The organism is Burkholderia sp. WP42 (assembly GCF_000745665.1).
In the GTDB taxonomy this organism is placed as follows: Bacteria; Pseudomonadota; Gammaproteobacteria; order Burkholderiales; family Burkholderiaceae; genus Burkholderia; species Burkholderia vietnamiensis.
In genome coordinates this window covers 23,472-43,956 of record NZ_JQJT01000033.1, presented here as the reverse complement: position 1 = coordinate 43,956, position 20,485 = coordinate 23,472, and the positions used below count along the sequence as shown (strand labels likewise).

The window sequence follows — 20,485 nt, the reverse complement described above, 5'->3', positions numbered from 1 at the left end:
AGCGCCCGGCCCGAGGCCGGGCCGCGCGAGCCGCGGCGCGACGCTTACTGCCCCTGCTGCTGCAGTTGCTGCTGCTTCATCTGCAGCGTGCGCGCCTGCAGCTTCAGCACGCGCTGCAGCGCGCCGCGGTTCGCGAGGATCCCGTCGTAGAAGCTGCCGAGATCGCCCTTCAGCGCGGTTCGCGACGCATCGTTCAGATAGATCATGTGCCCCGACGGGTAGTTCTTGATCGTCAGGTTCTGCGCCTTGAGCGTCGGATCGAGCGGCATCTGCGCGAGCGTCAGCTCGGTCTGGTGGAACGGCGTGACCGCGTCGAAATAGCCGTTCGCCGACAGCACCTTCAGGTCCGGGTTGACGCTCATCGTCGCCGCCAGGTCGCCGGCCGTGTACAGCGTATTGCCGCCGCCCTTGTTCGCGCCGGTCGGGTCGGTGTGGCTGAAGTCCCAGTTGTTGAACACCTGGTCGTTCAGATCCACGAACGACGACGTCGACGTGTACTTGAGATCGGTGTTGATGTAGCTGTTCCACAGCACCGTGTACGCGCCGCCGACGTTCGTGATCGACGGATCGTTGCTGCCCGAGTTCGGCAGGATGTACGGCGCGATGCCCTTGCCCGTGAAGTTCGCGCGGCCGTCGTACTGGCCGATCTGGGTGCCGGGCACGAGCGTCAGGAAGAACGTGTACGGCGGGTTGTCGTCCGACGACGGCACGTTGCCGAGCGCGGCCGGGTTGCCGAAGGTCTGGATCAGCGTCGTCGCGTCGGTGCCAATGTACGCGCCCATCTGCTGCGCGGTCCGCTGGTTCAGGTTCAGCCGCACGTTCACGAAGCCGCCGTCCTGCGGGTTCGGCTTCTGCGCGAGCGGCGCGAGCGTGTTGTCGGCGTAGTGGCGGGCCTGCGCCATGTACGCGTCGAGATCGGTCGGCGCCGGACTGAGCGTCGTCTTCTTCCAGTAGAACGCGTCGGCCGCGAGCGTCGGGAACGTGCCGGGCGCGGACAGCGCATTCGCATAGTCGAGGATCGACGACTGCAGCGTGATCCCGTTCAGGTCGATGCCGTCCTCGTGCAGCACCCACGACACGACCGCGCTGCGCGCCGTGCCGTACGACTCGCCGAACAGGAACTTCGGCGAATTCCAGCGCGAATACTTGGTCAGGTAGCGCTGGATGAAGCGGTCGATCGAGCGCGCGTCCTGGTCGGTACCCCAGAAGTCCTTGTTCTTCGCCGGCGCGATCGCCGTCGAGTAGCCGGTGCCGACCGGGTTGATGAACACCAGATCGGTGCGATCGAGCAGGCTGTCGGGGTTGTCGAGCAGCTTGTACGGCGCGGGCGGCGTGAAGTTCGGAAACGACGATTGCAGGCGCTTCGGCCCGAACGAGCCGAGCAGCAGGTAGACCGACGACGAGCCCGGCCCGCCGTTGTAAAAGAACGTGACCGGGCGCGGCTTCGACGGGTCGGGATTGTCCTGCGTGTAGGCGACGTAGAACATCTTCGCGTTCGGTGCGGACGTGACCGGATCGATCGTCGTCAGGTGGCCGGTCGTGGCCGTGTACTGGATCGTCTTGCCGCCGATCGCGACCTGGCGATGCACGACCGCGGCGCCTTCGGCCGAGTCGGTGACCGCATCGTCCGGGCCGGTGCCGTAGACGTCGTCGTCGACGTACGGCTGGTCCGCGGGCACGGCGGCCGGGGCATTCGTCGTGGCGGACGTGCTGCCGTTGGCCGCCGTCACGGCCGCCGCGGTGGCGGCGCTCGGGCCGGAGCCGTCGTCGCCGCCGCAGCCGGTGACGAGCAGCGCCGCGGCCGCCGCCGCCGCGAGCGGCACGCTCAGTGTCGTTCCAAATAGCGCGAAACCGTCTTTCAAGGACTTCCGTGTCGTCATTATTGCCTCTCGAATAGAACGATAAATACCGTCGGCGCAAAGGATCATTTGCGCCGACGCTCCGCACCGGGAGCGCATTCGTTTTGCGACGCACTCCGAGTTTTTTACCGCCCCGGCCATTGCCGGCCGGCACGATTTACCCCACCCGTATTTCGAATGCACGATGGAATCAATTCCATCGGGAACGACGATTCAATAATCGACGGCCGCGCGCGCATGCTGCGCCAATGCGTCGCGCCGAAATGCAACGGCAAATACTTGCCCGGCCTGACCCGCACGGCCATGCACGCGTCGCCCGGAATGGACGAGCAATCCCCTTCGGCGACACGCCGATTAACCGCAACAAGCGGTCAATCGAGATGCGAGCCGATTTAACAAAACCGAAAGGATCGAATAACTATTTGGAAAGAAATATCGCCGATAAGGTAATTTATTAAATTAAGTGAAAATCTCGGCGAATAATAGAAGCGGGGTTTTGGGCCGTAAAGTAATAATTTGTTACAGCGCGGACCGGTCGATGAGGAGTGAACGCCGAAGCGATTTCCAGCGCCAAAAAAGAAAAAGCCGGACGACCATCCGGCTGCGGGGAATGCGGCGCGGCGCGCCGTCAGAGCGGCACGTCGATCGCGCCGGCGCCGGCCGCGATCGCGTTCGCACCCGGCGCCGTCGAGATCGGCGGCAGGTTCGCGCTGGTCAGCGCCGGCGCGGCGCCCAGCGTGCCGCCGCGCGGCACCGTGCGGATCACCTGCGACGGCGGCAGCGGCGCGCCGCTCTTCAGATGCCGCCACATCAGGTTCAGCGCCTGCACGTTGTAGTAGTGGACCGGCACGAAGCGCGTGTCGAAGCCCGCGACCGGCAGGAACGCATCGAAGTGCTGCCCGTTGGTCACCTCGTAGAACACCAGTTGGCTGCGCCCGCCTTCGCTGATGCTGTTCTGCGCGACGTACGCGCGCGACGCGTGGTTCACCGGCACGAGCGCGTCGCTGCGGCCCTGCACGATGATCGCGGGCTTGCCCTGCAGGTTCGCGTTCACGCGCACGGCCTCGACGTTCGCCGGCATGTCGAGCATCCCGTTGGTCCACAGCTGACGCAGGCATAGCGCGCCCGCGAAGCTCGCGTCGGGCGTCGCGAGCCGGTGGTCGACGCCCGCGCCGGTGTTGAACACAAGGTTGATGCCGGCCGTCGGCGGCACGCCGTTGCCGAGGCCGAACACGGCCGGCATCGGCGACGCGGCAGGCGCCGCCACCGCGCCGGTCGCCGCATTGGTCGTCGCGAAGCTGAAATTGCACAGGTTGTCGGCGACGCTCGAGCGCGTGTACGCGTTCGCATAGGTGACCGCGATCGCCGGAATCGCCTGCGAATCCCACATCGATGCCTGCAGCAGGTCCGAATCGGCGAGGTAGCCGGCCGCATGCAGTTGCGCGAGCGCGTCGGCGGCCTGGCTCTGCGTATCGGCGCCCGATACGAGCCCGGCTGCGGCGAGCGTCGCGCAGCGCTGCGTGCGGATCGACTGCGTGGTCGCGAGCGGCAGCGCGCTCAGATAGGGCTCGCCCGCGAGCGACGCCGACGCGGCCGCGCACGGCTCCAGCAGGTTCGCGAGCGTCGCGTAGTCGGCCAGCGGCCGGCCGAACGACGGCACCGGCCGGCCGCTTTCGCGCACGACGGCGTTCGGCGCCATCCGCACGTTGATCTGCGGCTCGCCGACCACCACCGCGGTGATCCAGCGGCGCGTGTCCTGTTCGGCCGCCGCGAGCGCCGCGCCGCCGCCGTTGCTCACCGACGCGGCGATCGTCGTGATGTCGCCCGCGCGGTAGCGCACGCCGCGATGCGAGCCGTCGACGAGCGGCGCGAACTGTTGGTTGAGCGCCCAGTATGCGAATTCGACCGACTGCAGCGTCGCGCGGCCCCAGTCGTGCTCGGGGTTCTGCTGCGAATGGGCGTGCTTGAACGCGTAGCGGTTCGGGAAGCGGCTGTTGAACGCGGCGAGGTCGCCGCTCGTCAGGTTGGCGGTAAACAGGCTCGCGCTGCCGGCCAGCACCGCGTTGGCGAGCGTGCCGTCGATCAGCGTGACGGTGTTGGAGCCGAGCTCCTGCGCGCCGTTGCCGCCGCCCTTGTCGTTGTATGCGACCGCGCAGCCGCGCTTGAGGCCCCATTCGCCGGCCGCGGAAATGGCGCCGTACACGCCGCGCGAGCCCGACGACGTCGCGGTGACGATGCACGGCTGCGCGGGATCGAAGCTCGCCGGCACCTGCACGAGCAGCGTCACGTTCTTGCGGCCGCTGCCGTCGTCGGCATACGCGAGATATTCGGTGCCGGCGATCTTGCCTTCGCCGAGCGTGTCGTTGCCGTCGAGGTCGACGTTCGGCCCCCAGAAGCGGCCGTATCCGCCGTTCGCGCTCATGTCGACGAGCGCGCGGTAATTCGACCAGATCGCGACGCGGCGCAGCTCGGCGGCGGTCGGCCGCGACGGGTCCGCGAACGCGGGCGCGGCGGCGGACGCGAGGCCCGTCTTGCCGAGGCCGGCCGTCAGCAGGTCGTCGCTCGCGCCGTCGTACGCGGTCGTGCGCACCGAGCCCGACACGAACACGGGCAGCTGGTTGCGCTCGGCCGTCTCGTCGCCGTTGCAGGCGCCCAGCATCGTGAGTGCGGCGAGCGCCGCGCCGACAAGAATTCGACTACCCCACCCGTGCGTGTCCATTGCCGCCCTCTCAGTGTCGATATCGATATCGTTATCGGCCGGCCGCCGCGTCGTGCGCGGCGCACGGCCCTGAAGCGCAAACGGGCCCCGGCACGCCGGGGCCCGCCGGAAAGCAGGCGCTTGCGGCGCGCTCGCGCGCCGCCGCCCCGCATTATTGCTGCTGGACCGTCAGCTTGTTCGTGACCGACGTCACGCCGTGTACGCTTTTCGCTGCCTCTTCCGCCTTGTCGATCTGTGCCTGGTCGGGCACGGTGCCCTCCAGCGTGATCGCGCCGCCCTTCGAGCGGACGACCAGGTTCGCCACGTCGACGCCGCCTGCCTTCGTAATGGCCTTGCGCACCGCGTAGCCGAGCTTGCGGTTCGCCTTCTTCGCGGTCTTGGCCGCGGCCTTCGGCGAGCTCGCCGCCGCCTCGGTGGCCGCCGCATCGCTCGACTGCGCGTACACGCTGCCCGTCAGACAGGCCGCCACGGCCGCAACACCCAACGCTCTCAACACGATCGACTTCATGCTATCTCCTTGTGACTTCGGAACGGCCGTGCACAGTACGGCCGGATACCCCCAAAGGCAGCCGGCCCGCGCGCGAAGGGGCGGGACGGCCGATGATTTCCACGGCGATGCGAGAGAGGCGACACGGGCCGGCGGCCGGCGCACGCAAATGCGGGCCGGCCGGGCCGGACAGCCGCCGGCCGGACGCGCCCGGTCTCGTTGGGTGCCGGGTCGCGCGCGAATCGGTCGCGGCTGCGACGCACAATGTAATCCAGCGCCCGCGGAAGCGCAAAGACTTTGACGCGCGAGCGCGCGAAGCCGGCCCAGCGACGCCGGCGGGCAAAATCTCCGGCCCCCGCACGGCGCACAACCGGCGCACAACCCCCACTCGCGCCAACGACGCGAAACCAGGTACCATCGCCGGCTGAACCCGCATCGTTGGCGCCGCTCGTCATCGATGCGTCACGGCCGTGTCATCTGTCGATTTCCATGAAGCCTGCCAGCCCGCGTCCACCCCGCCGCATCCTCGCCCGCTTCGTCGCGGTGTCGTGGCGCGACCTCGCGCTGTCGATCGGCCCCACCGTGCTGCTCGCGGCGGCGGCCGTGTGGCTCGCGGTCAAGCTGATCCAGCCCGCGCCGCCGTCCACGCTCGTGATTTCGGCCGGGCCGCCCGGCAGCACGTACTGGAACGCCGCGCAGAAATACAAGGCGATCCTCGCGAAGAACGGCATCACGCTCGACGTCGAAGCGTCCGAGGGCTCCGCGCAGAACCTCGCGCGGCTGTCCGACCCGAACGCACCGGTCGACGTCGGCTTCGTGCAGAGCGGCATCGGTTCGAAGGAACGCGACGAGCAACTGGTATCGCTCGGCAGCATCGGCTACGTGCCGCTCGCGATCATGTATCGCGGCGCGGTGGTCGCGCGCCTGTCCGATTTCAAGGGCAAGCGGCTCGCGCTCGGCCCGCAGGGCAGCGGTGCACGCGAGCTGAGCCTCGCGCTGCTGAAGATGAACGGCATCGTGCCGGGCGGCCCGACCGAGCTGCTGCCGATCGCCGGCGAGGACGCCGCGACCGCGCTGCTCGACGGCAAGATCGACGCCGCGTTCCTGTCCGGCGATTCGACGCAGATCCCGGTGATGTCGAAGCTGTTCCGTGCGCCGGGCGTACACGTGTACTCGTTCACGCAGGCCGAAGCGTACGCGCGCCGCTTCCCGTACCTGACAGCGATCACGCTGCCGATGGGCGTCTACGATCTCGGCCGCAACCTGCCGGCCAGCGACATCCACACGGTCGCGCCGACGATCGAGCTGGTCGCACGCGACACGCTGCATCCGGCGCTGTCGGACCTGCTGATCGAGGCCGCGCGCGAAGTGCACGGCCACGCGACGATCCTGCAGCACGCCGGCGAATTCCCGTCCGCGATCACGCGCGGCTTCCCGCTGTCCGACGACGCGGCGCGCTACTACAAGTCGGGCAAGAGCTTCCTGTACCGGCGGCTGCCGTTCTGGGTCGCGAGCCTCGTCGACCGGCTGCTGGTGGTCGTGGTGCCGCTGATCGTCGTGCTGATCCCCGGCCTGCGGCTCGTGCCGTCGCTGTACGGCTGGCGCGTGCGCTCGCGGATCTATCGCTGGTACGGCGCGCTGATCGCGCTCGAGCGCCGCGCGCTCGGCGAGCACACGGCCGACGAACGCGTGCACCTGCTCGAGGAGCTCGACGATATCGAGGAAGCCGTGAACCGGATGAAGATGCCGCTCGCGTACGCGGGGCAGTTCTACGTGCTGCGCGAGCACATCGGCTTCGTGCGCGAACGGCTGAGTGCGCACGAGCCCGACGCGCCCGCGCGCATGTCGGACGCGTCGCAGCCGCCCGCGGCCGCCGCGCCGCCGACTGCCGAAACCCCTCGGGCGACTCCGGGTTCCGCGTGAGCGGCCGATCCGCGATCATTACCGCATCCGCGCGCCACCGCGTAACATGAAGGCCGCCGCCAGGCGCGCACGCCCCACCCCTCTGGAGATCGTCATGACAACCGGCCTTGACACCGCCCAACCCGCCTGGTTCTACGACTTCGTGTCGCCGTTCTCCTACCTGCTGCTCGAACAGCACGACAAGTGGCCCGACGTGCCGTTCGAGCCCGTCGCCGTGGCGCTGCCCGACCTGCAGCGCCATTGGGGACAGCGGCCGAGCGCCGACGTGCCGGCCAAGCGCGTGTTCACGTACCGCCACGCGCTGTTTCGCGCCGAGCAGCTCGGCATCCGCTTCAAGATGCCGCCGGCGCATCCGTTCGACACCGACAAGGCGCTGCGCCTCGCGATCGCGATGCGCGCCGACATCGGCACCGTGCTCGAGATGTTCCGTTTCATCTGGCACGACGGCAACGATCCGTCGACGCCCGCGGGATTCGCCGCGCTGTGCGAGCGCGTCGGCGTCGGGCACGGCGACGAGTTGATCGAATTCGAGGAAACGAGCGCGCAGCTGCGCCGCAACACCGACGAGGCGATCGCGCTCGGCGTGTTCGGCGTGCCGACCTTCTGGATGAACCAGCAGCTGTTCTGGGGCGAGGATGCACTGCCGATGGTGCTGTACTGCGCACGCACGCCGAACTGGCTCGAGTCGGGCGAGGTCAAGCGGATCAGCACGCTGCCGAAGGGCCGCGCGTGATGCCCGGTATCACGCCCGCGCGCGGGCGGCTGCGGTAAGGTTACGCTTCGCCCGCACAACCCTGCATCGATGGAAGACGACCGCACCGCCTCGCTCGACATCTGGCTCGTGCGCGTATTGCGTACGCTGCTGCTCGAGCGCAGCGTCACGCAGGCCGCGCTGCGGCTGAACCAGACCCAGCCCGCGATCAGCACCGCGCTGCGCAAGCTGCGCGAAACGCTGAACGATCCGATTCTCGTGCGCGGCAAGTCGGGCATGGTGCCGACCGAGTACGGCGCGTCGCTGCTCGGCGCGGCGTCGCGCGCGCTGCGCGAGGTCGACTTCATCGCGACGCCGCACGGCGACTTCGAGCCGTCGTCGGCGCGCCGCACGTTCCGCGTCGCCGCGCCCGACTATCTGAACGATTTCTTCATGCCGACGCTGATCGCGCGCTTTCGCGACGCGGCCCCGCATGCGCATCTGGAAATCGACTCGCTGAACCCCGCGCTCGATCATGCGGGCGCGCTCGAAACGGGCGCGCTCGATCTCGTGATCGGCAACTGGCCGAAGCCCGACCCGCGCTTCGCGCGCCAGGACCTCTTCTCCGACACGATCGTGTGCCTGATGCGCGCGGCCCATCCGCTCGCACATGAGCCGCTCACGCGCGATGCGTATGCCGCGGCCGCGCACGTCGCGCCGACGCCCTACACCGGCGACAAGCGCAATGCGATCGAGATCGGTCTCGCGCGTGCGCAGCTCACGCGCCGCGTCGTGACGACGCTGCCGTACTTCGGCATCGTGCCGCAGGTGCTGCTGCAGGCGGACCTGATCTTCACGACGACGCGCCGCTTCGCGACGCACTACGCGCAGTTGCTGCCGCTCGTCGTGGTCGAACCGCCCGTGCCGTTTCCGCGTATCAGGAGCTATCTGCTCACGCATCCGCAACCCGATCGCCCGACCGACATCGCGTGGCTGTGCGCGCTGATGCAAAGCGTGTCCGACGAACTGACCGCGGCGCGCGTGCGCAAGCGCTGAATCAGCTCACTCGCGTTCCGGTTCGGGGCCGCGCCGGCGTTCAGGCCGTGCAGAAGGTTTCCTGCAGATGCGTCCAGCGCACCGCGCCCGTGGCATCGCGCCGGAACACAGCGGTCGCGCGCCGTGCGGGCAACGCACCCGACGCCGCGTGCTGCGATTCCAGATAGGTGAGCACCGCATGCGATGCGTCGGCCGCGAGCACGCGAACGTCCGACAGCGCGATGCGCAGCCCCGGCTTCGCGCCGCCCAGCTTCGCGAACAGCGCGTGCGTGCCCGCGTGGTCGAACACGCGGCCGTCGGTCATGATCATCGTGAAATCGGCGGCGAAATCGGCGAGCAGCGCATCGACGGCCGCGGGCTCGGAATCGGCGCCGGACAGCCAGCGCTCGATGGCGACGACGCTCGCGGAAAGTGCATCGAGATAGATCTGCGGATCGGACATGCGGTGTGCAGGGAAAAACGCGCGGCCCGGTGCCGCACGATCTGCGGAGTGTAGACGAATGCGTGCGCGGCTGGCGTCGTTACCGCATGCAACAACCGCTCAGCGCTCCGCTTTCTCCGGCGTTGGGTATCAGCTTTCGAATGGGTTCAGAACGCGTGCGCCCGTTCCGGCGAAATCATCGACGTTCCGCGTCACGACGATCAGGTCGTGGATCAACGCCGTTGCCGCGATCAACTTGTCGAGCGAGTGCTCGGGATGCGGGACGCGCAGGCGTCCCCACAACTGCCCGATCTCTTCGTCCACCGCCAGAATGTTCGACGCAAACTCCCGAAGTACGCCATCGAGCCAGTTTTCAAGGCGCGTCGCCTGGGACTTGTCGCCACGGTGACGGATGATTTCCACACCGCGCCGCAGTTCGCCAACCGTCACCACGGAAAGGTACAGATCGGCATCGTCCTGCGCGGCCTTGCGGAAAAACGCCATCACACCTTTATCTGCTCGCTCCCGCTTCCGTACTTCGCTGATGACGTTGGTATCAACCAAAAACATTCGCTGCCTCGCCGTCATCCACGCGCGCAAAATCGGCATCGGTTCCGACGTTCGGGATACTCATCAACACCTGCGCGAACGTCTTGCGCTGCGGCGCGCGCAGCGCCTTTGCCAGGATCTCTCGATGCTCGGCCTCCGCACTGCGCCCGTTGGCTGCGGCCCGCTCGCGCAGGCTTTGGACGAGTTCCTCGTCCACATTTCTCACCAGAAGAGTTGCCATGCTTCACCTCCACATCCGAGTTGATATCAATGCTAGCACTCTTCGCGGAAGCTGCAAGCACTGATCGCCTTTCAGGGTGGCATTCGTCGAATGCCTCAGCACGTGACCGTCACGGCCGCCTTGGAAATAACGGCTCCAACACGGACGGTTTCGGCCGAAGCCGCGGTCAAGCAACGATGACGCTTCCGGAGTGACGGCCTCGGGTGATCCATCCGAACGGATGCGCCCGCATAAATCCAACAGATTGGCCGATCGTGCAAGGCGGCAAAGTCTTCGCACGACGCCAGCACGGCATCGCATGCTCGGCCGTTCAGAGCCGCCGCCGCTTACTCCACACTACCGGCGCTTTCACGATGGTTCGGCGAACGGCGCGCGGGTACCTTCGAGCGCACCTGCAACAACTCCGCGCACACGGCCACCGCGATCGCGCCCGGCGCCTTGTCGACGATGCCGGCCACGCCGATCGGACACACCATCTCCGCGAGCCGCACCGCATCGACGCCGCGCGCGACGAGCCGGCGCTCGAACTTCACGCGCTTGGTACGCGAGCCGATCATGCCGAAATACGCGAAGTCGTGCCGCCGCATGATCTGCGCGGCGAGCGCGAAGTCGAGCGCGTGGTTGTGCGTCATCACGAGGAAGTACGCGCCCGCGGGCGCCGCATCGACCACCGCTTCCGGCGTGTCGGTCGGCTCCGGCTGCACGTTCGGCGGACATTCGTCGGGAAACAGCTCGTCGCGCGTGTCGACCCACTGCACGACGCACGGCAGCGCGCCGAGCAGCGTGACGAGCGCATGCCCCACGTGCCCCGCGCCGAACAGCACGATGTGCATCGGCGGCGGCGCCGCGGTTGCGCGATTGCGCTGGCCGGTGCCGCGCGCGAACGGCGGCAGCTGCGACGGCGCGCTGCCGCACGCGCCGTCGTCGCATTGGACGGCGGGCGCCTGCGCCGCGCCATGCGGCGAACGAGCGCGGCCGTTCATGCCGGCCTCCGCCGGGCCGTCCCGACGACGCCGAGCGCCGGGCGGAAGCCGGCGCAAGAAGCGAGCGTGAAGAGGCGATGCATCATCTCACCCTGCCCGCGCGGCGCTCGCCGCACGCACCGCGTGCACCGCGCGCAGGATCGCCTCGCCGGTCGCCGGCGCGTCGAGCGGCGGGTTCACGCGGTAGTCGCCGACCGCGGCGATCGCGTCGCGCACCGCGAAGAACACCGAGAACGGCAGCAGCAGCGGCGGCTCGCCGACGGCCTTCGAGCGGTGAATGCTGTCCTCGACGTTGCGGTTGCGGAACAGCCGCACGTTGAACGCGGGCGGCGTGTCGTTGACGGTCGGGATCTTGTACGTGGACGGCGCGTGCGTCATCAGCTTGCCGCCCGCGTTCCACCACAGCTCCTCGGTCGTGAGCCAGCCCATCCCCTGGATGAACGCGCCTTCGACCTGGCCGATGTCGAGCGCGGGATTGAGCGAGGCGCCGACGTCGTGCAGCGCGTCCACGCGCAGCGTGCGCATTTCGCCCGTCAGCGTGTCGATCACGACCTCCGACACGGCCGCGCCGTACGAGTAGTAGTAGAACGGCCGGCCCTGCAGCTTCGACTGGTCCCAGTACAGCTTCGGCGTCGCGTAGAAGCCGTCGGACCACAGCTGCACGCGCGCCAGATACGCGCTCGCGACCACGTCGGCGAACGGCACGCTGGTCGCGCCGACCCACACCACGTCGTTGCCGAACTTCACGTCGGCCGCCGCGACGCTGCCGTCGCCGAACCGCTTCGCCGCGAACGCCGCGAGCCGCTCGCGCAGCTGGCGCGCGGCATCCTGCGCGGCCTTGCCGTTCAGGTCGGAGCCCGTCGACGCGGCGGTAGCCGACGTGTTCGCCACCTTGCTCGTGTCGGTCGCGGTCACGCGAATCCGGTCGAAGCGGATGCCGAGCTCGTGCGCGACCACCTGCGCGACCTTCGTGTTGAGCCCCTGCCCCATCTCCGTGCCGCCGTGGTTCACGAGCACCGAGCCGTCGGTGTAGATGTGCACCAGCGCGCCGGCCTGGTTGAAATGCGTCACGTTGAACGCGATGCCGAACTTCACCGGCGTGAGCGCGATGCCCTTCTTCAGCACCGCGTTGCGCGCGTTGAATTCCCTGACGGCCGCGCGGCGCGCGCGATAGCCGCTCGTCGCCTCGAGCTCACCGAGCAATTCGTGCAGCACGTTGTCCTCGACGGTCTGCCCGTACGGCGTCACGTTGCGCTCGGTCTTGCCGTACAGGTTCGCGTAGCGCACGTCGAGCGGATCGCGGCCGAGCGCGCGCGCGATGTCGTCGAGGATGTACTCGATCGCGAACGCGCCCTGGGGGCCGCCGAAGCCACGGAACGCGGTGTTCGACTGCGTGTTGGTCTTGCCGCAGTAGCCGGCGATGGCCACGTCGCCGAGCCAGTACGCGTTGTCGAAGTGGCACACCGCGCGCGTCATCACCGGGCCCGACAGGTCGGCCGAGAAGCCGCAGCGCGACGTCATGTCGAGCGCGACGCCGTCGATGCGGCCGTCGTCGTCGTAGCCGACGTCGAAGCGGTAATGAAAGTCGTGCCGCTTGCCGGTGATCATCATGTCGTCGTCGCGATCGGGACGCAGCTTCACCGGGCACAGCAGCTTCCATGCGGCGAGCGCGGCGCAGCACGCGAACAGGCCCGACTGCGATTCCTTGCCGCCGAACCCGCCGCCCATCCGGCGGCATTCGACCAGCACGTCGTGCGACGCGACGCCGAGCACGTGCGCGACCAGGTGCTGCATCTCGCTCGGATGCTGCGTCGAGCAGTACACGTGCATGCCGTCGTCGTCCTTCGGCACCGCGTAGGCGATCTGCCCTTCCAGATAGAACTGCTCCTGCCCGCCGAGATACATCTCGCCGGACTCGCGATGCGCGGCCGCCGCGAGCCGCGCGGGCGCGTCGCCGCGCGCGAGCTTCAGCGGCGGGATGACGTACGACTCGGCGTTGCGCGCGTCCTGCGCGGTGAGGATCGCGGGCAGCTCTTCGTAGTCGACCTGCGCGCGGCGCGCGGCGAGCCGCGCGATGTCGTGCGACGTGGCGACGACGATGAACATCGGCTGGCCGACGAACTGCACGACGCCGTCGGCGAGCACCGGGTCGTCGTGGACGATCGGCCCGCAGTCGTTGACGCCCGGAATGTCGGCGGCCGTGAACACGGCGACGACGCCGGGCGTCGCGCGCACCGCGTCGAAGTTCATCGACACGATCTTCGCGTGCGGCTTCGCGGACAGGCCGAGCGCCGCGTGCAGCGTGCCGGCGACGAGCGGGATGTCGTCGGTGTAAGTGGCGCGGCCGCTCACGTGCAGGTGCGCGGATTCGTGCACGCGCGACACGTGGACCTGCGCGCCGTCGGTCTGCGCATCGAGCGCGCTCAGGAACGGTTCTGCTTGCTGGTTCATGTTCGGGGTTCTCCGTCTTCAGACGCGCGCCGCGCCATCGGCCGCTTCGGCGCCGGTTTCGGCGGCCACTTCGCGCACGTTCAACGCGTGCGCCGGCAGCGGGTCGTGCATCCGCGTCTCGAGCCAGAACCGGTACAGCAGGTTCTTCGCGGCATCGACGCGATAGGCGCTGGTCGCGCGCATATCGGTGAGCGGCTGGTAGTCGCGCTCGAGCGCCTGCATCGCGGCCTGCGCGGTGGCTTCGTGCCACGGCGCGCCGTCGAGCACCGCCTCCGTGTGCGGCGCGCGCTTCGGCGTCGCGGCCATCCCGCCGAATGCGATGCGCGGCTCGCGGATCGTGTCGCCGTCCGCGATGAACGCGAACGCCGCGCACACCGCCGAAATGTCGGAGTCGAACCGCTTCGACAGCTTGTAGGTGCGGAACTGCAGCGCCGCGCGCGCGCCGCTGCGGGTCGGCACCTTCAGCGCGACGACGAATTCGTGCGGCGCCATGTCCTTCTGCTGATAGCCGGTGTACAGCGCGTCGAGCGGCAGCTCGCGCACGGTGTCGCCGCCGCGCAGCACGACGCGCGCGCCGAGCGCGATCAGCCCCGGCATCGAGTCGCCGATCGGCGAGCCGTTCGCGACGTTGCCGCCGAGCGTGCCCGCGTTGCGGATCGGCAGCGACGCGAAGCGCTTCCACATTTCGGTCAGCTCCGGATACGTGCCGGCGAGCGCCGCGTACGCGCGCTCGACCGTCACGCCCGCGCCGATCTCGATCCAGTCGTCGCCGTGCACGATCCGCTGCAGCTCGGCGACCTGGCCGACGTAGATCAGGTCGTCGAGGCGACGCATCTGCTTGGTCACCCACAGGCCGATGTCGGTGCTGCCGGCCAACAGCCGCGCGTCGGGGCGCTCGGCCTTCAGCGCGGCCAGCGCGTCGAGCGTGCGCGGCGCGGCGAAGCGCGCGCCGTCGGCGGCCGCGTATTCGAACGTGCGCTCGCGCCGCAGCGACGCCAGCGTGCGCGCGAGCGCGACCGCGTCGACCGGCGAGTCCTGCGCCGGCGTGCGTTCGCCGCTCGCGTCGAACATCCGCACCGCCGCGTCGATGATCGGCCGGTAGCCGGTGCAGCGGCACAGGTTGCCGGTCAGCGCATCGGCGATCTCGGTGCGGGACGGCACGCTCGGCGCGCCGGCGACGCTCTCTACGCACGATGCGTTCGAAGCTGCGCTGCCGCAGCGCTCATGGCCGTGCTGCTCGTACAGCGCCCACATCGACATCACGAAGCCCGGCGTGCAGAAACCGCATTGCGACCCGTGGCAATCGACCATCGCCTGTTGCACCGGATGCAGCGAGCCGTCCGGCCGGCGCAGGTCCTCGACCGTCAGCAGCGCCTTGCCGTCGAGCGTCGGCAGGAACTGGATGCACGCGTTGACGGCCTTGAACGCCACCGCGCCCGCGTCGGTCAGCTCGCCGACGACGACCGTGCACGCGCCGCAGTCGCCTTCCGCGCAGCCTTCCTTGGTGCCGGTGCAGTGCGCATCCTCGCGCAGATACTGCAGCACGGTGCGGGTGACGTTCGCGCCGCTGACTTCGCGGACCGCGTGACGATGGTAGAAGCGGATCGGCTCACTCATGTCTCAATCGTTGTTCAAGTGGGGGCAAGGCGGCCGGCGCTCAGCGCACGACCGACGTTTCTCTGACAGTTTGCACGCTATCACCGTCAAATTTCGCAACCCATAGCCGAACGCGCATGCGGCTCATATCACGGCCGCGATATGTGGGCGGCGGGGCCGCCAGCTGCGCGGCATGCGCGTCGCGCGTGGCGCAGGCTGGCGTGCCGGTGCGCCTCTGGCTGTTTTCGCCGGGTCCGTTGCAGAGCGAAAACGGGGTCACGATTAACTAAGTAGTACCTGCGGGAAAACCGGTTCCATGGGAAAATCCGGATTCCGTTGTTTGGCTGCATCTGCCTCGATCGTCGTCGCGCTTCGTTCATCTAATCCGACCCCATGTCCACCGATTCCGCCACACCGCCGCGCAGCGGGCTCGCCGTCACGCTGCAAATCGTGTCCGTCGTCTGCTTCACGTTCGTCTGCTATCTGACCATCGGGCTGCCGCTCGCGGTGCTGCCGGGCTTCGTCCACGACGATCTCGGCTATTCCGCGATCGTCGCGGGCGCCGCGATCAGCGTCCAGTATTTCGCGACGCTCGCGTCGCGTCCGCTCGCCGGGCGCTTCGCGGATACGCTGGGGCCGAAGCAGACGGTGCTGCGCGGGCTGATCGGCTGCGGCGTGTCGGGCGTGCTGCTGCTGGTGGCGCTGCTGCTCGCGCGCTGGCCGGCCGCGAGCCTCGTGCTGCTGATCGGCAGCCGGCTCGTGCTCGGCGTCGGCGAAAGCCTGTGCGGCACCGGCGCGATCCTGTGGGGCATCGGCCGGGTCGGCATCGCGCACAACGCGAAGGTGATCTCGTGGAACGGCATCGCGACCTACGGCGCGCTCGCGCTCGGCGCGCCGGTCGGCGTCGCGATCGCGCACGCGCTCAATCCGGCGTTGATCGGCGTGCTCGTGATCGCCCTCGCGGCGGCCGGCTTCTATCTGGCCCGCCTGATCGACGCCGTGCCGCTCGTGCACGGCGAACGGATGTCGTACGCGAGCGTGTTCACGCGCGTGCTGCCGCACGGCCTCGGTCTCGCGCTCGGTTCGGCCGGCTTCGGTTCGATCGCGACCTTCGTCACGCTCTACTACGCGGCGCGCCATTGGCCCAACGCGGCGCTCTCGTTGACCGTGTTCGGCACGCTGTTCATCGGCGCGCGCCTGCTGTTCGCGAACATGATCAAGACTTACGGCGGCTTCCGCGTCGCGATCGTGTCGTTCGCGTTCGAATCCTCGGGCCTCCTGCTGCTGTGGCTCGCGCCGGTGCCGCACGTCGCGCTCGTCGGTGCGGCGCTCACCGGGTTCGGCTTCGCGCTGATCTTCCCGGCGCTCGGCGTGGAGGCCGTCGCGCTGGTGCCGCCGGCGAGCCGCGGCGCGGCGCTGTCCGCGTATTCGGTGTTCCTCGACCTGTCGCTCGGGATCACCGGCCCGCTCGCCGGCTACATCGCCGGCGCATTCGGTTATCCGCAGGTGTTCCTGTTCGCTGCGGCGGCCGCCGCAGCGGGCGTCGCGCTGTCGATGGTGCTGTATCAGCGGCAGGCGCGCGTGGCGGGGAGCGGCGCGGCGGCTTGAGGGGCGGTACGGCGGGCGGCTGTCGAGCTAGCTGGTGGGCCGTTGGCCCAGCCCCGGCGGACTAGCCGCCGGGGCTGGGCCAACGGCGGCAGTCGGGTCGTGGGGCTTTTGGGCTTTTGGGCTTTTGGGCTCTCGGGCTCTCGGGCTCTCGGGCTCTCGGGCTCTCGGGCCATCAGGCTGTACGGCTTTCGGGCTAACGGCCCATCAGGCCGTCATCGGGCTGGCGGCCCGACAGGCCAACAGGCCGACCCCATCTGCATGCCGAGCAACCATCTTCCGCCCACGGCGCGAACCAGCCCTCAACCCGCTTCGCGCGGGGCGCCTTTCATTCAGCGCAGCCGTCACGCGGTGCGCAGAAACAGCCGGCGCGTCAGATCGAACGCCACCAGATTGCCGGCCACCACGAGCAGCAGCCCCACCACGGCGAGCGGCGACCACTGATAACCCTCGAATACCGTCGACACGGCCAGCGCGACGATCGGGAACAGCACCGTGCAGTACGCGGCGCGCTCCGGCCCGATCCGGCCGACCAGCGTCAGGTACGCGGTGAAGCCGATCACCGAGCCCGGCACGGCCAGGTAGACGAGCGCGCCGAGATAGCGCGGGCTCGGATCGAGCGCGAACGGCAATCCGGCCGCGGCGCTGCCGACCGTCAGGATCGCCGCGCCGATCAGCATCGCCCAGCCGTTGGTCGCGAGCGGGTGCAGCCCCATCGCCTGCATCCGGCTCGACAGCAGGTTGCCGGCCGAGAAGCACATCGTGCCCGCGAACGCGATCGCCAGACCGATCCACGTCGCGTGGTCGTCCAGATGCCCGGCCATCTGCTGCCAGAACAGGCATGCGATGCCGGTCAGCCCGAGCAGCGCGCCGGCGATCGCGGACGGCCGCAGCGGCCGCCCCATGAAGACGCGCCCGTTGATCGAATTCAGCAGCGGCGCGGTCGAGAAGATCACCGCGACGAGTCCGCTCGGCACGACCTGCTCCGAATAGTAGAAGCACAGGAAATTCAGGCAGAACAGCGCGACGCCCTGTGCGACGAGATAACGCCACGCTTCGCGCGGCGGACGCACCGGCCGGCGCATCAGGCGCAGCAGCGCGAACAGCACGGCGGCGGCGAGCCAGAAGCGCCATGCGATCGACACGGGCGGCGGCACGGCACCCAGCTGCCATTTGATCGCGATCCAGGTGGTGCCCCAGATCAGCACGGTGATGAAGTAAAGCGACAGATTCATGGCGGCAACGCAGCGGAACGAGTGGAACGGATTCCGACTATGCGGCCGCGCCGCGCGCATGCATTGTCCGGATTTGCGGTCTTTTTCGCTCCGGCGCACGGCACGCGGTGCGCGCGCTTATACTCGTCGCACCATGAGTTCGCCCCTGTACGCTCCGCCCGTCGACCACGCCGCCGCCCTCGCGGGCGACACGATGCCGTTCGGGCTGCAGTCGGTGTGCCGCACGCTCGCCGACGCGAACGCGACGCTCGAGCGCTTCACGTGGCTCGGCGACCACCTCGCGATCGCCGAATGGACGCGCATCACCGACGAAAGCGAGACGGTCTACGAACAGCCCGGCCACCACACGCTGTCGTGCTATCTCGACGGCGGCTACCGGACCGAGCGCGAGCGCGTGCCGCGCTACGGCGCACCGAGCCTGCTGTGCACGCTGCCGGGCGACCATGAATCGCGCTGGTGGGTGCGCGGCGAGATGCACTTCATCCACCTGTACTTTCTGCCCGAGCACTTCACGCAGCGCGCGATCCGCGAGCTCGACCGCGAACCGCGCGAACTGAAACTCGCCGACCGCACCTATTTCGAGGATGCGCGCGTCGCCGCGCAGTTCCGTTCGCTCGCCCTGGAGCGCTGGGACGATGCGGACGGGCGACTGCGCGTGAACGAGGCCGCGCACGACGTGCTGAGCCTGCTGTTGCGCGGCCAGGGCGCCGCGCGCGCCGACGCGCCGTTGCGCGGCGGCCTGGCGCCCGCCGTGCGCCGGCGCGTGCGCGACTATATCGACAGCTACCTGTCGCAGCCGCTCACGCTCGGCGAACTCGCGAACGTCGCCGCGCTGTCCGAATATCACTTTTCGCGGATGTTCCGGCTGTCGTTCGGCCGCGCGCCGCACGCCTGGGTGGCCGAGCAGCGGCTGGCCCGCGCGCGCCTGCTGCTGCGCACGACGGCGCTGCCGCTCGCGCAGGTCGCCGCCGAGTGCGGCTACGCGAACGCCGCCCATTTCAGCCACCGCTTTCGCGACGCGCACGGGACGACGCCGAACGCGTACCGGCGCGCGATGCGGGGCGGCTGAGCGCCGCGCTCGGCGCCGCGCCGCCGGCCGCGCTTACGTGCCGCGCCGCGACAGTTCCTGCTCGAGCGCGGCAACGCCTGCGGGCAGGTCGACCGGCACCTTCAGATCGACCATCGTCCGGCCGAACGCATGCAGCGTGCGGAACAGGTTGTGTTCGCGGCACTGCTCGCCCATCTGGCCGATCCGCACGATCGGCAAGCCGAACGAGCCGGAGATCTCGACCTGATATTGCTTCGAGATGTGGCCGCAGACCATTCCGGGCGTGAGCCCGGCCGGCGTCTCGATGCCGACCACCGAATTGAGACGGCATTCCTTCGGCGTGTAGAGTTCGAGGCCCATCGCCTCGATGCCGGCCTGCAGCGCCAGCGTGCAGCGCAGATGGCGCGCGAAACGGCTCTCGAGCGTTTCCGCGCACACGAGGCGCAGCGCCTCGTGCAGCGCGAGCACGCCCGACACCGGCGCGGTGTAGTGGTAGCCCGCGTTGTGCCAGAAGTTTTCCGCGAGCGCCATGTCGAGGCACCAGTGCGCGTTCGGTTCCGGACGCTGCTTCATCCGGTCCCACGCGGCGTCGGAGAACGCGATCAGCGACACGCCGGGAATCGACGACAGCCCCTTCTGGCCGCCCGTGATGACCGCGTCGATGCCCCATGCGTCCATCTCGAGCGGCATCGTCGACAGCGTGCACACCGCGTCGACGACCACCAGCGCGCCGGCCGCCTTCGCGAGCGCCGCGATCTCGCGCAGGTCGCGGTTCCACACGGTGTTCGACGTCTCGCCCTGCACGATCGTGACGATCTCGGGGCGTTCGCGCGCGATCGCGTCGGCGATCTCCTCGAGGCTCGCGACCGAGCGGTCGGCCACTTCGAGCGTCGCGACGTCGGCGCCGACGCGCGTGGCCATCTCGGCCATGCGGGCGCTGAAGAAGCCGTTGCGGATCGACAGCACGCGCGTGCCGCGCCAGGCGAGGTTGGAAATCGCCATTTCCATCGCGGCGGAGCCGGGGCCGGCGACGCCGAGCACCCACTTCGTGCGGGTCTGGAACACGTAGCGCGCCATCTCCTTCACCTGCTCGATGATCTTCGCCATCGTCGCGCCGAGGTGGTTGATCACGATCGTGTTCGCCTTCGCGACCGCGGCCGGGATCGGCACCGGGCCGGCGCCCATCATCAGCAGCGGTTCTTCGGGCAGGATCGCGTCGAGCGGCACGACGACGGGACAGGGAATCGGCGAATGGTCGAGGGACATGGCTGGCAAAAAAGATGAAGAAAGACGCACGAGCGTCGCCCGCCACAGGGCATGGCGGATCGATCGATGATTCCGTGTTCCGCGCCCGCGCGCAAGAGGCGCGCGCGCCGGCGGCCCCGCCGCGGCCCGGTACAGGCGATTTTCCCGGCCATATTGCAGTGCGTGCGGATGCGCCCGCTTCAGTAATAGACGACCCAATTAGTCGGAAATACGCCGCATCAGGATAAAAACCGCGCGGACCGAATGGATCCACCAAATGCCGATACGCCGAAAAAACATCGATTATCGCGGCATCTATTAGTGACAGAGTTCGAAAATTACCGCTGCGAAGCATCGTACAAAACCGATAAATCAT

Annotated in this window: 16 protein-coding genes; 5 read left to right on the top strand and 11 right to left on the bottom strand. The window is 68.8% G+C overall.

All coding sequences use genetic code 11. The features are described 5' to 3' along the window. Positions 1 to 44: 44 nt before the first annotated feature. The 3 genes from EX20_RS20045 to EX20_RS20035 form a co-directional block, all read right to left on the bottom strand. Positions 45 to 1,880: a S10 family peptidase gene (locus EX20_RS20045; protein ID WP_034194483.1), complete on the bottom strand. Its 1,836-nt coding sequence runs from the start codon at positions 1,878 to 1,880 to the stop codon at positions 45 to 47. Positions 1,881 to 2,487: 607 nt separating this feature from the next. After that, positions 2,488 to 4,578 (bottom strand): 3-hydroxybutyrate oligomer hydrolase family protein, encoded by a 2,091-nt coding sequence (locus EX20_RS20040; RefSeq protein WP_034194482.1) that lies wholly within the window; start codon positions 4,576 to 4,578, stop codon positions 2,488 to 2,490. A 151-nt stretch (positions 4,579 to 4,729) separates the two neighbouring features. Next, complete coding sequence (locus EX20_RS20035) at positions 4,730 to 5,086, bottom strand: BON domain-containing protein (protein WP_011883473.1); 357 nt, start codon at positions 5,084 to 5,086, stop codon at positions 4,730 to 4,732. A gap of 468 nt (positions 5,087 to 5,554) precedes the next feature. Here EX20_RS20035 and EX20_RS20030 point away from each other — a divergent pair, with 468 nt between their 5' ends. The 3 genes from EX20_RS20030 (at position 5,555) to EX20_RS20020 (ending at position 8,735) form a co-directional block, all read left to right on the top strand. Next, positions 5,555 to 6,988 carry a TAXI family TRAP transporter solute-binding subunit gene (locus tag EX20_RS20030; protein ID WP_011883471.1) on the top strand — a complete coding sequence of 478 codons (1,434 nt, stop codon included), beginning with the start codon at positions 5,555 to 5,557 and terminating at the stop codon, positions 6,986 to 6,988. A gap of 94 nt (positions 6,989 to 7,082) precedes the next feature. Beyond that, on the top strand, positions 7,083 to 7,721 hold the full coding sequence (locus EX20_RS20025) for a 2-hydroxychromene-2-carboxylate isomerase (RefSeq protein WP_034194481.1): 639 nt from the start codon (positions 7,083 to 7,085) through the stop codon (positions 7,719 to 7,721). A gap of 69 nt (positions 7,722 to 7,790) precedes the next feature. After that, complete coding sequence (locus EX20_RS20020; RefSeq protein WP_011883467.1) at positions 7,791 to 8,735, top strand: LysR family transcriptional regulator; 945 nt, start codon at positions 7,791 to 7,793, stop codon at positions 8,733 to 8,735. A gap of 40 nt (positions 8,736 to 8,775) precedes the next feature. On the opposite strand, the gene EX20_RS20015 is transcribed toward EX20_RS20020, so the two are convergent. The 6 genes from EX20_RS20015 to xdhA all read right to left on the bottom strand — a co-directional run bounded on the left by EX20_RS20015 (position 8,776) and on the right by xdhA (position 14,997). Then, entirely contained in the window at positions 8,776 to 9,177 is a 402-nt protein-coding gene (locus EX20_RS20015; RefSeq protein WP_011883465.1) for a polyketide cyclase, read from the bottom strand. Between the two features lie 129 nt (positions 9,178 to 9,306). After that, positions 9,307 to 9,726, bottom strand: coding sequence for a type II toxin-antitoxin system VapC family toxin (locus tag EX20_RS20010; RefSeq protein ID WP_011883463.1), 420 nt, complete (start codon positions 9,724 to 9,726; stop codon positions 9,307 to 9,309). Further along, a complete protein-coding gene (locus EX20_RS20005; protein WP_011883461.1) occupies positions 9,713 to 9,946 on the bottom strand; it encodes a FitA-like ribbon-helix-helix domain-containing protein in 234 nt (77 codons plus the stop codon). The genes EX20_RS20010 and EX20_RS20005 overlap by 14 nt, the downstream gene beginning before the upstream one ends. Positions 9,947 to 10,272: 326 nt before the next feature. Continuing rightward, positions 10,273 to 10,929 (bottom strand): xanthine dehydrogenase accessory protein XdhC, encoded by a 657-nt coding sequence (gene xdhC, locus EX20_RS20000; protein WP_011883460.1) that lies wholly within the window; start codon positions 10,927 to 10,929, stop codon positions 10,273 to 10,275. An 87-nt stretch (positions 10,930 to 11,016) separates the two neighbouring features. After that, the gene (gene xdhB / locus EX20_RS19995; RefSeq protein WP_034194480.1) at positions 11,017 to 13,380 is read right to left on the bottom strand and encodes a xanthine dehydrogenase molybdopterin binding subunit; all 2,364 of its coding nucleotides are present in this window, start codon (positions 13,378 to 13,380) and stop codon (positions 11,017 to 11,019) included. An 18-nt stretch (positions 13,381 to 13,398) separates the two neighbouring features. Then, positions 13,399 to 14,997 (bottom strand): xanthine dehydrogenase small subunit, encoded by a 1,599-nt coding sequence (gene xdhA, locus EX20_RS19990; RefSeq protein WP_034194479.1) that lies wholly within the window; start codon positions 14,995 to 14,997, stop codon positions 13,399 to 13,401. Between the two features lie 372 nt (positions 14,998 to 15,369). Here xdhA and EX20_RS19985 point away from each other — a divergent pair, with 372 nt between their 5' ends. Next, on the top strand, positions 15,370 to 16,584 hold the full coding sequence (locus EX20_RS19985) for an MFS transporter (protein ID WP_011883456.1): 1,215 nt from the start codon (positions 15,370 to 15,372) through the stop codon (positions 16,582 to 16,584). A 341-nt stretch (positions 16,585 to 16,925) separates the two neighbouring features. On the opposite strand, the gene EX20_RS19980 is transcribed toward EX20_RS19985, so the two are convergent. Further along, positions 16,926 to 17,816: a DMT family transporter gene (locus EX20_RS19980; RefSeq protein WP_014722528.1), complete on the bottom strand. Its 891-nt coding sequence runs from the start codon at positions 17,814 to 17,816 to the stop codon at positions 16,926 to 16,928. 133 nt (positions 17,817 to 17,949) lie between these two features. On the opposite strand from EX20_RS19980, the gene EX20_RS19975 reads away from it, so the two are divergent. Further along, positions 17,950 to 18,885 (top strand): helix-turn-helix domain-containing protein, encoded by a 936-nt coding sequence (locus EX20_RS19975; RefSeq protein ID WP_034194478.1) that lies wholly within the window; start codon positions 17,950 to 17,952, stop codon positions 18,883 to 18,885. Positions 18,886 to 18,918: 33 nt separating this feature from the next. Here the strand turns inward: EX20_RS19975 and EX20_RS19970 are convergent, their stop codons facing one another. Continuing rightward, a complete protein-coding gene (locus EX20_RS19970; protein WP_034194477.1) occupies positions 18,919 to 20,130 on the bottom strand; it encodes a pyridoxal-phosphate-dependent aminotransferase family protein in 1,212 nt (403 codons plus the stop codon). Positions 20,131 to 20,485 lie beyond the last annotated feature (355 nt).